The 11,404-nt window shown below is 42.2% G+C and carries 12 protein-coding genes; all 12 read right to left on the bottom strand.

Annotation, left to right across the window (positions count from 1 at the left end):
* Nucleotides 1-97: 97 nt before the first annotated feature.
* Complete coding sequence (locus IGI78_RS08815; protein ID WP_081118582.1) at nt 98-469, bottom strand: VOC family protein; 372 nt, start codon at nt 467-469, stop codon at nt 98-100.
* 22 nt (nt 470-491) lie between these two features.
* A complete protein-coding gene (locus IGI78_RS08820; protein WP_077454532.1) occupies nt 492-905 on the bottom strand; it encodes a DUF1149 family protein in 414 nt (137 codons plus the stop codon).
* A 92-nt stretch (nt 906-997) separates the two neighbouring features.
* Nucleotides 998-2,050, bottom strand: coding sequence for a SepM family pheromone-processing serine protease (locus IGI78_RS08825; protein WP_077454533.1), 1,053 nt, complete (start codon nt 2,048-2,050; stop codon nt 998-1,000).
* Nucleotides 2,040-2,534, bottom strand: coding sequence for a pantetheine-phosphate adenylyltransferase (gene coaD / locus IGI78_RS08830; RefSeq protein ID WP_144771616.1), 495 nt, complete (start codon nt 2,532-2,534; stop codon nt 2,040-2,042). The genes IGI78_RS08825 and coaD overlap by 11 nt, the downstream gene beginning before the upstream one ends.
* A 1-nt stretch (nt 2,535) precedes the next feature.
* Nucleotides 2,536-3,090 (bottom strand): 16S rRNA (guanine(966)-N(2))-methyltransferase RsmD, encoded by a 555-nt coding sequence (gene rsmD, locus IGI78_RS08835; protein ID WP_195265080.1) that lies wholly within the window; start codon nt 3,088-3,090, stop codon nt 2,536-2,538.
* A gap of 99 nt (nt 3,091-3,189) precedes the next feature.
* Nucleotides 3,190-3,534 carry a YlbG family protein gene (locus IGI78_RS08840; RefSeq protein ID WP_077454534.1) on the bottom strand — a complete coding sequence of 115 codons (345 nt, stop codon included), beginning with the start codon at nt 3,532-3,534 and terminating at the stop codon, nt 3,190-3,192.
* Nucleotides 3,521-3,949 carry a YlbF family regulator gene (locus IGI78_RS08845; RefSeq protein ID WP_140964800.1) on the bottom strand — a complete coding sequence of 143 codons (429 nt, stop codon included), beginning with the start codon at nt 3,947-3,949 and terminating at the stop codon, nt 3,521-3,523. The genes IGI78_RS08840 and IGI78_RS08845 overlap by 14 nt, the downstream gene beginning before the upstream one ends.
* Complete coding sequence (locus IGI78_RS08850) at nt 3,936-5,066, bottom strand: CAP-associated domain-containing protein (RefSeq protein WP_077454536.1); 1,131 nt, start codon at nt 5,064-5,066, stop codon at nt 3,936-3,938. Before IGI78_RS08850 ends, IGI78_RS08845 begins: the two co-directional genes overlap by 14 nt.
* Before the next feature lie 15 nt (nt 5,067-5,081).
* Nucleotides 5,082-8,510, bottom strand: a complete 3,429-nt coding sequence (locus tag IGI78_RS08855; RefSeq protein WP_195265078.1) for a pyruvate carboxylase — start codon at nt 8,508-8,510, stop codon at nt 5,082-5,084.
* 22 nt (nt 8,511-8,532) lie between these two features.
* Nucleotides 8,533-9,696 (bottom strand): FtsW/RodA/SpoVE family cell cycle protein, encoded by a 1,164-nt coding sequence (locus IGI78_RS08860; protein ID WP_077454538.1) that lies wholly within the window; start codon nt 9,694-9,696, stop codon nt 8,533-8,535.
* A gap of 2 nt (nt 9,697-9,698) precedes the next feature.
* Nucleotides 9,699-9,998, bottom strand: a complete 300-nt coding sequence (locus tag IGI78_RS08865) for a YlaN family protein (RefSeq protein ID WP_077454545.1) — start codon at nt 9,996-9,998, stop codon at nt 9,699-9,701.
* A gap of 369 nt (nt 9,999-10,367) precedes the next feature.
* Nucleotides 10,368-11,402, bottom strand: coding sequence for a diacylglycerol kinase (locus tag IGI78_RS08870; protein ID WP_081118589.1), 1,035 nt, complete (start codon nt 11,400-11,402; stop codon nt 10,368-10,370).
* Between the last annotated feature and the right edge of the window lie 2 nt (nt 11,403-11,404).

Here is an 11,404-nt window from a genome sequence, read left to right on the forward strand (position 1 = left end):
CTTGCATTAAAATCAAAAAACAATCATTCGTCTTGAACGGTTCGACAGCATAGAGTCGGGTTCATAAAGACGAATGATTGATTACGATCGGTAAAACCTATTTTCCTGAAACAGCAAAATAATTGCCATCCGGATCGGCAAAATTGAAAACCAGCTGTTCTTCCATCTGAATCAATTCACCGACTTCTGCTTCCATCTCTAGAAGCTTCTTATAAAGTGTCGTAATATCTTCTGCAAAAAACATGATCGATGGGGAATTTAATGCGACTTCAGGTGAGTGCGTTTCGATGAACTCACGGTCATATAAGACAAAATGAGCCTCTGCCTCTTTTGATGGCGCGATTTCGACGACGGATGTTCCATCAACGGTTTGTTGTTCAATGATCGCAAACCCTAGTTCTTGCCAAAACTCAACTGCTTTCGTCACATCATCGACGTATAGCATCACTTGCATTTGATTGGAAAACAATGGGCATCCCTCCTATTTCTCATTATTTGTCTTCTTCCTTCGCTTCTTGCGCAGCATTCGAATTGGTATTAAAGTTCAATTGTAAACCTGGTTTGTCGGTTACGATCTCTGTAACTTCATAAGTCAAGCGTTTGATGATATCAAACAATGGTTCCACCAAGCGGTCAGTTTCGGCTTTTGTTAGATCTTCTCCGGAATTGACTTTACGATTCAAAATATGATTGACCTGTCCGACACGTCCTGACAAAACATAATCAGGGAACACCAATTGGAATTCTAGCCGAGCGCCAATAATACTATTTTTTTCCATATATTCTTCATCTTTGACTTTTAACGGCGCAAAGCCGACATTCAATTTGGTTTCCATTTCTTTGTCTTTCGGTTTCATATCGAAATGATATGCTTCAACGATCGGTTGTTGTCTTTTTAATTCCACTAGATTCACACTCCTTATCTAAAAGTATAGCATAACCTTTTCTTTGAGCCTACTGTATTCTTTAGACAATAAAAAAAACGGCGAGTGCCGTTTTAATTTGCTTCTTTTAGTGTTGCTAGATAATCCAAGGCATCTTGGACATTGGCGATCGGAACGATTTTCATATCCGTGTCTAACTTTTTCGCTGCTGCCACTGCCTCTTCATAATTTGTTTTGATGGAAGGATCTATTTCACGCTCTTCGTCAGTGATCTCATCATCTGGGGCAAAGAAGATTTCTGCACCACTTTCACTGGCACTCGCTACTTTTTTATCGATCCCACCGATTCGACCAACGGTTCCGTCAGCTGAGATCGTTCCTGTCCCAGCTATGTTGTGGCCTTTACGTAGGTTATCTCCGGTCAACTGTTCATAAATTTCAAGGGTGAACATCAAACCAGCGGAAGGTCCTCCGATATTGCCAGAATCGATCACGATCTCTTCATCAGAAGTGATCTCTGTATGATCGACGAGGGAGATGCCGATACCGGCTTTTTGATTGCTCTCCAGTTCAATTAGTTTGCCCGTTGCTTCTTTTTCTTCGCCATCTTGCAAGTAAGTCACGGTGATTTCATCACCAATGGTTTGACTTTGGACGTAGTCGATAAAATCTTGACTGCTTTTAAATTCTTTACCGTTGACTGCGGTGACGGTATCTCCAACGGATATTTTCCCAGCAAAGCTGGAATTTGGATCGATCCCCATGACATAGACCCCTTTATAGGTCATTTCATAAGGTAAGTCTGCCAGCTTTAATGCTTGCTCAATCGCACTATTTTGCGAGGATTCCATATAGTAACGTTGAATGCGGTTGTACTCCTCATCTGTCGCACCGCCTAAAAGTTCTTCCTCACTGATCAAGTCTTGGAATTCATTGAATTTCGTTCCAATCGCTGTGAACACGGTAGCTTGTCGAATCCCAACACTGGTCAAAGAAAAGGAGCCGGCTGAGGTGTCTTCTTTTTGATTGACGGTAATCAGCTCTTTTAAATCGATCGTTGCTCCTGGTTGCTCGATATAATAGGGAATCGGCAAAAAGGCACAAGCTGCGATGATTAGCGCTAAAACAAACAGAAGAAGATATTTGATCGTTGATTTAAGATTCATTGGTATCACGCTTCTTTACTATAGCATCGTAGATATTTTGAGGTAAATATTCGGCAACATCGCCGTTAAAGGTTAAGATTTCTTTCAACAAACTGGAACTGATGAAACTGTGTTTTGCGTCTGCTAAAAGAAAAACGGTCTCTAATGAGGGTTCTAGGTGATGGTTCATCTCCATGATGTCCCGCTCATATTCATAGTCTTTCACACTACGAATGCCTCTAAGCAGAAACTGAGCACCTAGTTTTTTTGCGATCGTAACCGTCAGCTCCGTTTCTTGTGCCAGAATCCTGACGTTAGGAATATGGGCGAGGGCTTCTTCGATCAAATGAACTTTTTCTTCACTCGTAAAAAAACTTTTTTTATTGGTGTTTGTAAAAACGCCGACGATCAATTCATCGAAAAGCGTGGCTCCTCGCTCGATCAGGTCAACATGACCGGACGTCAATGGGTCAAAACTCCCTGGAAATAAAGCAATCTTTTTCACGTTATCCCTCATTTCTATAGATCGTCACCGCAGATATGCCATAGGTTTGGGCGCGCATCAAATGCAAAGAACCAATCTTTTCTGGCAAAGCGATGGACTTATCTGTTTCGCAAACTACGTATGCAGACGGGCGAATCAATTCATCCTTCAGCATAGCTTCTAACTGTTGCAGAATCTCTTGCTTTGCGTATGGCGGGTCTAAAAACAAATAGTCAAAACTTTGTCCTTCAGCTGCAAACTGCCGTAAAGCTTGATTCGCATCCATTTTTAACACCGTGAACTTTTCGGGTTCTTTGGTTATAGCAATATTTTCGCGGATCACTTTGGTTGCTGGAAAACTACGGTCGACACAAACTGCATGATCGGCTCCCCGAGAGACCGCTTCGATAGCTAAGCCCCCGCTTCCGCTGAATAAATCCAGTACAACTCCTCCATCTAAATATTGCCCTAACATGTTAAAGATCGCCCCTTTTACTTTGTCTGTCGTGGGGCGAGTGTTGTCTCCAGCGAGACTTTTTAATCTGCGGCCACCATATTCTCCGGCTACTACACGCATGCATTTTCCCTCCAAGATCTTCGTAAATACAAATATAGCACTGTTTCTATAAATAGCAATAAAAAAATGGCGGTGACTCAAGGCACCCCCACTTTTTTATTACACGTTTTCTGCCAATCGAATCATCGTATTTTTTTCTTCGATATCAAACCCTTCATCTTTCACTGGATAGGCTGCTGAAGTACCAATTTTTTCAGCAAAATCCATTTCGACATCTGGTCGATAGGAAGCTTCAACTTGTCGAACAAAGTGAAACTGCTCGATTTTTGCTTTTTTGCTTTCGTATTCTTCTTCGTTCAAATACATGACCACGTATTTCATCTTACGTGACACATAATGAACAAAACCAAAACGACGCAAATTTTTTAGTTGGCGTAGGCTGTAAACCCATACGATCAATCCTCGACGCTTTTGCATCGTAAAAGGCTCTTTATCCTCGTGCATGACAATTTCCTCCACAACTTGATTTTGATTGAAAAAAGGGACTCCCAGCGTCCACTTTGACAGAGGGAGAAAAACAAGTAGAGATCGCCACAGTCAGTTCATCCAGCAAACGCTGTAGTTGTGTTTCACTCCAGCGATACTCACTTACTTGTTCATTAAGATCCAACTGCCGCTTGGCTGTGCGCAACGCCCGTTTTTTTTCTTTGAAATCAGGCGCATACTCACCGTAAGCTTCAATTCTTTCAAAATCCAGCTTCTTTTCTAAAAACGATCGCATCAATTCCTGAACAACAGGATCTTGATGCATAATTGTTTTCGCTTTTTGATAGGTTCTACACGTTTCACTTGCTTTGATCGCCATCACAAGTGAATCGATTTGATCTTCAATCTCGAAAAATGCTTCATCGTAAATCATCTGACGTACTATCCTCGGTCCCTTCCACATCTTCTTGCACTAAGACTACCATATTTGCTTCAGAAAAAGCAATTCCTATCTTTTCTGATTGTTCATAGGTCAGGCGTTCAGCAAATCTTGGGTTACTGAACCAAGACAAAATCGTAAAAGTCGGATCGTAAACAGGCGCTTCGAAGATCGAAGCAGATGCTTCCAATTCCTTATCCGCCAACAACTCTCGCCACTCGTCGTTCGTTAAAACAAAATTACTCGTTTTTTCTGAAGAAAGAGCGCGTTGATAAGAATGGATTCGTTGAGAAGTCAAATAGTCTGATAGATTATTCGTCAAATCAAATAAAAGTCCAGCTGCTTCTTGATGTGTTTGGGTATCCTGTGAGAAGCTTTCTAAGCCGATTTGCTGGCGAATTTTATCGATGATAACAAACGCCAGGGTCTCTTTTTCAAGGTTGGCTTGGGCTTGGTCAATTGTTTGCGAAACTTGAAACAGCGGTCGCTGTCCTTCCGTCAAGGGATAAGGTGCCAGTTTAAGTAGCGTGGTCTGATCCAAGTAAGTAACGGCTTGCAGTTGGGCAGTCTCCTGATCGAAGAACAAAACAGCAAAAGTCCCGTTGTCAAAAGCCACTAATGGACGATAGTTCATATCTTCTTCCATCAATTCGAAACTGATCGCACGATCATTTTGTGTCAAGGTAAAGTTAGGATAAATCATGGTCAACTCCGTCAAGTCAGTCAAGGTCATGCCCATCGTAAAAGGTGCCAGGGAAGAGCCCCCGGCGCCGATTACTTTGATTGCTTGCACACTTTCACCATCGGTATTGATCTCAACATACTGTTGATCGTCTAATTGATTGTAGACCCGAATTTCAAACTCGTAGCCCGAGCGATAGGTTTGAATGGGAAGACCGTAGACTTCTTCAAAATCCGAAACAGGCTCCCCAATCATTTCAGCTAATCCTTGGGCTGCGATCGGTTCGTAATTCATGGTTGTTGGCGCTTTGATTGGGTTTTCGATCGTCATTCTTGAATCTGAAGCGTTTTGCATGAATACTGGCTGCAAATACACGATTATTAGGGCCAGGACAAATAAGCCGCAAAACAATAATCCTCTCCGCTTCATCTGTGGATCGACTCCTTACTTCTCTTTGACTTCAATCAAAAGGTCTCCTGACTGAATTGGTTCACCATTGGTTACATACACATGTTCAACCACACCTGAGAAGCGAGCTTCGACAGAAGTTTCCATCTTCATTGCTTCCGTGACCATCAAGGTCTGTCCACGTGCCACTCGGTCGCCTTTTTTGACTAATACTTCTAAGACTGAGCCACTCATGGAAGCACCAATCTGTTCTTTATTCGTTGGCTCCGCTTTACGTTTTGTTTGAACAGAGCTGATGATAGAGTTGTCCTTAACAACGATTTCTCGACGTTGACCGTTCAAGTTAAAGAAGAGGGTCCGGTTACCTTCAATATCTGCCTCACCGATCTCATCGAGACGAATAATCAAGATTTTGCCTTTTTCTAATTCAACATTGATCGTTTCACCTAAGCGCATGCCGTTAAAGAAAGTTGGCGTATCAAGAACTTTCACATCGGCAAACTGTTCATAAGCTTTCCGATAGTCAAGGAAGACTTGCGGATACATCAAGTAGCTCAAGACTTCTTCATGTTTTGGTTCATAGCCGATTTTCTCTGCTAGTTCTTGCTTCACTTCAGCAAAATCAACTGGCTTCGCAAATGTTCCGGGACGTTCTGTAAAAGCTGGGCGTCCTTTTAAGATAATGCGTTGCAATTCTTTCGGGAAACCACCAACTGGCTGACCTAACTCACCTTGGAAGAAGGTGATCACTGATTCTGGGAAGCTCAATGTATCGCCTTTTTCAAAAATATCTTTTTCTGACAAGCCATTTTGTACCATAAAGAGTGCCATGTCACCAACGACTTTCGAAGAAGGTGTCACTTTTACGATGTCTCCAAACATCATATTGACTTCATGATACATTTCTTTGATTTCATCCCATTTTTCGCCTAAACCAACGGCTTTGGCTTGCTGCTGAAGGTTGGTATATTGTCCCCCCGGCATTTCATGCTTGTACACTTCCGTTTGAGGTGCGTTCAAGCCATTTTCAAAGGAATGATAGTACATGCGGACATCTTCCCAGTAGTGGTTCAACTGTTGGATGTTGTCTACATTGATTTCTGGGCAGCGTTCGCCGTTCAATAGTGCATAATACAAACTACTCATACTTGGTTGACTTGTTGCGCCACTGACCGCTGACATAGCGACATCCACGATGTCAACACCGGCTTTGGTAGCTGCTGAGTAAGTAATGATCCCATTTCCACTGGTATCATGGGTATGCAGATGAATCGGCACATCGATCGTATCCTTTAGCTCACTGATCAAACGATAAGCTGCTTGCGGTTTTAATAATCCAGCCATATCCTTGATAGCTATAATATGGGCACCAAGATTTTGCAATTCTTTCGCCATATCTTTGTAGTATTGTACTGAATATTTTTGACGGGTCGGATCATTGATATCCCCTGTATAACAAATCGTTGCTTCTGCAATTTTTCCTGTATCGCGAACGGCTTGAATACTTTTCTCCATTTGTGGAACCCAGTTCAAACTATCAAAGATTCGGAACACATCAATTCCTTGCGCTGCAGATTCTTTGATGAATTCTTCCAATACATTGTCTGGATAATTGGAATATCCCACAGCATTGGAGCCTCTGAACAACATTTGCAACAAGGTATTCGGCATTTTTTTCCGGAACATCCGCAATCTTTCCCATGAATCTTCTGTTAAGAAACGGTAGGCAACGTCGAACGTTGCTCCGCCCCACATTTCACTTGAGAACAATTGTGGCAGACCCGCTTCTGTCATCGCGGCAATTTTCTTAAAGTCATGGGTTCTTACACGAGTTGCTAACAAGCTTTGATGGGCATCTCGGAAGGTTGTATCCGTCAGCAAGACATTCTTTTGTTGACCGATCCATTCAACGACTCCCTCGGCACCTTTCGTATCTAAAATATTTTTGGCGCTGACGAAATCAGGCGTTGCTTGGATGTGTTGTGGCATCCGTGGTTCATTGTAGAAAGGTTTCTTTTGTTTTTCGATTCCCGGGAATCCATTGATCGTGATTTCACCGATATACTTCATGGTTTTGTTTCCACGGTCACGAATCCGAGGGAAATTGAATAGTTCTGGCGTATTGTCGATAAAGGTGGTTTTGGCTTCACCTGAACGAAAGGCTGGATGAGAAACAACATTACGCATAAAGAGAATGTTTGTTTTTACACCACGTACTCGGAATTCTTTCAGACAGCGCATCATCTTTTGAATCGCTTGATCAAAGGTTGCCGCATGTGTACAGACTTTTACAAGCAGCGAGTCGAAATAAGGGGTTACCACCGCACCGGCATAAGCATTTCCAACATCCAAACGAACCCCAAATCCACCTGGAGAACGGTAAGTATCGATCTTACCAGTATCTGGCATAAAATTATTGGCTGGGTCTTCCGTTGTCACCCGACATTGAATCGCAACACCCTCAAAGCGAATGTCTTTTTGTTCAGGAATCCCGATCTCTTTATGCAGGTCTTTGCCTTGTGCAATCAAAATTTGTGTCGTCACGATATCTAAATTGGTGATCATTTCAGTGATCGTATGTTCCACTTGAACCCGAGGATTTACTTCAATAAAGTAAAATTTATCGCCTTCAACTAAAAATTCCACTGTTCCGGCATTAATATAGCCAACATGCTTCATCAGTTGAACGGCAGCTTGACAAATTTTTTCCCGCTGTTCAGCCGTCATTGACACACATGGTGCCACTTCGACTACCTTTTGGTGACGGCGCTGAACGGAACAGTCACGTTCAAATAGATGGACGACATTTCCGTGCTTGTCCCCTAGAATTTGCACTTCAATATGTTTTGGATTACTAATATATTTTTCAACATAAACTTCATCACTACCAAAAGCCGCTTTCGCTTCACTTTTGGCGCGTTCGTAGCCATCACGTGCTTCTTTTTCATCATGAGCGACACGCATACCTCGACCACCACCGCCAAGGGCTGCTTTGATCATGATCGGATAGTCATGTTCGTCGGCGAATGCTAAAACGTCGTCAATCGATGCTACTGGACCGTCAGATCCTGGAATCGATTGAATTCCCGCATCGATCGCCGCTGCTTTTGCTTTGATCTTGTCGCCAAAAATATCTAAGTGGTGAGTGGATGGTCCGATGAAAATCAAACCTTCTTCTTCACAGCGCTGCGCAAAGCTCAGGTTTTCTGATAAAAAGCCGTACCCTGGATGAATCCCTTCGGCCCCGGCTTTTTTCGCTGTGCGAATAATATCTTCAATGTCTAAATACGCATCGATCGGTCGTTTGCCTTTCCCTACTAAATACGCTTCATCTGCTTTAAAGCGATGGACGGAGTATTCATCCTCCGCAGCATAAATACCGACTGTTTTGATTCCTAACTCCGCACATGCGCGGAAGACACGAATCGCGATTTCTCCACGATTGGCAACAAGAATTTTCTTCATCTAATCCACTCCATTCAATTGATCAATAATTCAAATAATATTGTTTCCTCTTTTCTTCGGCACTGATATTTAATACAAAACCAATACAAATCGACAGCATCAGCAAACTTGATCCTCCCTGACTTAGAAACGGAAATGTGATTCCCGTCAATGGGATCAAACCAGTGATCCCCCCTAAGTTGATAAAAATCTGGGACATAAATAGAGCCCCTATGCCGATACACATCATGGAATTAAAGGGATCTCTTGAACGAATACCGACAAGAAAGATCCGTCCCACCATATAAAATAAAACACCTAAAATGATGATCGATGGGATCAAGCCTAATTCTTCCATAACGATCGAAAATATATAATCGGTGTGCGCTTCGTTTAAGAAACCACGTTTTTGGATACTATTTCCAAGTCCGCGTCCGAAAAGCCCACCGTTGAACATTGCGTAATACCCATTGACCATTTGATGACCAGTATCGTATTCATCAGCAAACGGGTTCAAAAAGGATGAAAAGCGACTGTAGACATACGCTGGCAAAAGCTTACCGCCGGTTAGATTCACAAATAGGACGATCAATGCGCTACCAACGATGCCTGCCACGCCTAATATCAAGGTATACAGGTAATTCAGACCACTAGATAATAAAACGACAAAAGCCAGTAACATGACGATCACGGCATTCCCAAAGTCTGGGTAAAGGGCCATGATCCCGGTATATACGAAAACGATTCCGATTGGGCGCCAAACCGTTTTCCAAAACTCCTGTTGAATGCCTTTTTGCCGATAAGATAGCGTCACAGATAAGAACCAAATAACAATAAACTTCAAGTACTCAGCTGGTTGAATGGAAAAACCAGCAATCGATAACCATCCTAGTGCCCCATTTCTTCTTGGAAAGAAGAAGGCAGCGATCAATAAAAACAAAATGACAATCATGGCGATCTGGACAAATTTTTTGTTCCTAAAAACATCCGTTTTCATTTTATACATGACAGTGATCGCTACTAGACTCAACAACCAAAAAATTGCTTGATTGATGACATAAGAAGCAGCTGTAGTTGGATTTGTAGCAGTCATCGCGACGTAGGACGTGGAGCTATAGACCATCATCAAACCCGTGACACACATAAAAATATACGGCAAGAGAATACTATAATCTAATAAATGTCTTTTCTTTACTTTTTCTGGCAAGTTTATGCCTCCTTGCCGATTTCAGGTGTCCGCTGGTCTTCATAGACCTCGCTGTACAATTGGTTCAAATCTTTTTCAAGATCCGCCATCAATTGTTGTCCTGTTTGATTATCGACGATCCCCAAGCGGATCGCAAATGCCACTTGCCGTGATAGACCATACATCTGAGTATCAACCACTTCTTCAAATGCTTTGCATTGTGCGATACATAAACTATTTTCTTGGTTTCGGATCAGCTTTTTGATTCGTTCTGCGTCATCTCTCAGCAGATCAAGCGCTTTTGTAGAATCGATTTGCTCCATTCCGGTCCCCCCATTTCTTCGTTTCACCATTATAGCATATTCTCCTCCGCTTTTGCATCCTTAGATTGCATAGAAATACGGAAATAACGAACTTTAATGAGCATATATTCTTAACGTTCGTTTTTTTAGGATAGAATGTCCTTTTTTCGTAATTTTTATTCGTTTTATCTTTGACTGCCCTCGACACTTTCGTGAAACAAACACATTTCGTGAAACACCGTTCGAAAAACGTTCTTTACAAAAATTTAAGAAAAGCTGTTCTATCAACTTTCCGAAAAAATAATCCTATTACTTTTTCCACAATTCATTTTAAAAAAAGAACAGGTCCAAAAGTCCCTGTTCTTCCACTTTGCATGAAAAGAAAATCCTTTACTGTGTTTCGTCGCCGATTTTGCCATCGCCATTGATGTCCTCATCGGAAAGACGTTCGACTTCTTTAATAAATCCTTCGCTCATTTCTTGATAGTTCTGCTCACCTACGACCGCATCATCAGGGATTTGATCAACATTTGCAAAAAATTCGATATGATTGTGTAGATTTTCAAAGCGCATAGGAGCATCTCCGCCATATTCACCATCAAGGTTGATCATTAAACGATTAACCTGTTCTGGCGCGTCTACTTCAAGAAAAGATGTCTTCGTATAAATCAGACGACGATCGTTGATGTGCTTGCCACCATTCATCATCAAAGCGACTAAATGGACGATCTCAAAAATATTGGCTGTTTTGACAATAATCAGTGAAAACTTCCCATCGTCAAGCTTAGCGTCGGGGGCAATCTGTTCAAATCCCCCTACTGAATTCGTTAGTCCTAAAAAGAACATTGAGGCTCCGCCAATGTATTCTCCGTCTTCATACTTTAGATGCATTTTGATTGGTTTGACGCGGGGCAGTAATTCGGCTCCTTTTGCTAGATAAGCTAAGTAGCCAAAAACACTTTTCAACTCAGAAGGAACATCATAGGTCAGTTCCGTTAAGTGTCCACCAGCAGCAATGTTGATAAAATACGTATTGGGTGTTTTTCCGACATCCATCTTCACCGTCTGCTGTTTTAATATCACTTCCGCAGCTGCTTTGATATCGGTCCGAGGAATCTTTAGTGCACGTGCGTAGTCATTGGTGGTTCCTCCAGGAATAATCGCCATCTTCGGGCGTTTTTCTAATGGAGCGATTCCGTTGACGACTTCATTGATCGTACCATCGCCACCGGCCGCTACCACCAAATCAAAACCAGCTTCACCGGCTCTTCTTGCTTCATCACGGGCGGAAAAGGGTGCAGCGGTCGTGGCAAACGCACTCGCCTCATAACCGCCTCTTTCCAAAACATCTAAAATATCTGCTAAATTTTTTCGAATCAATTCTTTCCCAGATGTCGGGTTATAGATTACTCTTGCTCTTTTCATCG

The sequence above is a fragment of the Enterococcus sp. DIV1767 genome (assembly GCF_050542585.1).
GTDB classification, from domain to species: Bacteria; Bacillota; Bacilli; order Lactobacillales; family Enterococcaceae; genus Enterococcus_D; species Enterococcus_D innesii.

What these genes read in the sequence shown, in the direction of transcription:
- IGI78_RS08825 (WP_077454533.1), bottom strand. Translation starts at nt 2,050, where the DNA reads ATGAATCTTAAATCAACGATCAAATATCTTCTTCTGTTTGTTTTAGCG.
- rsmD (WP_195265080.1), bottom strand. Translation starts at nt 3,090, where the DNA reads ATGCGTGTAGTAGCCGGAGAATATGGTGGCCGCAGATTAAAAAGTCTC.
- IGI78_RS08840 (WP_077454534.1), bottom strand. Translation starts at nt 3,534, where the DNA reads ATGCACGAGGATAAAGAGCCTTTTACGATGCAAAAGCGTCGAGGATTG.
- IGI78_RS08845 (WP_140964800.1), bottom strand. Translation starts at nt 3,949, where the DNA reads ATGATTTACGATGAAGCATTTTTCGAGATTGAAGATCAAATCGATTCA.
- IGI78_RS08850 (WP_077454536.1), bottom strand. Translation starts at nt 5,066, where the DNA reads ATGAAGCGGAGAGGATTATTGTTTTGCGGCTTATTTGTCCTGGCCCTA.
- IGI78_RS08855 (WP_195265078.1), bottom strand. Translation starts at nt 8,510, where the DNA reads ATGAAGAAAATTCTTGTTGCCAATCGTGGAGAAATCGCGATTCGTGTC.
- IGI78_RS08865 (WP_077454545.1), bottom strand. Translation starts at nt 9,998, where the DNA reads ATGGAGCAAATCGATTCTACAAAAGCGCTTGATCTGCTGAGAGATGAC.
- IGI78_RS08870 (WP_081118589.1), bottom strand. Translation starts at nt 11,402, where the DNA reads ATGAAAAGAGCAAGAGTAATCTATAACCCGACATCTGGGAAAGAATTG.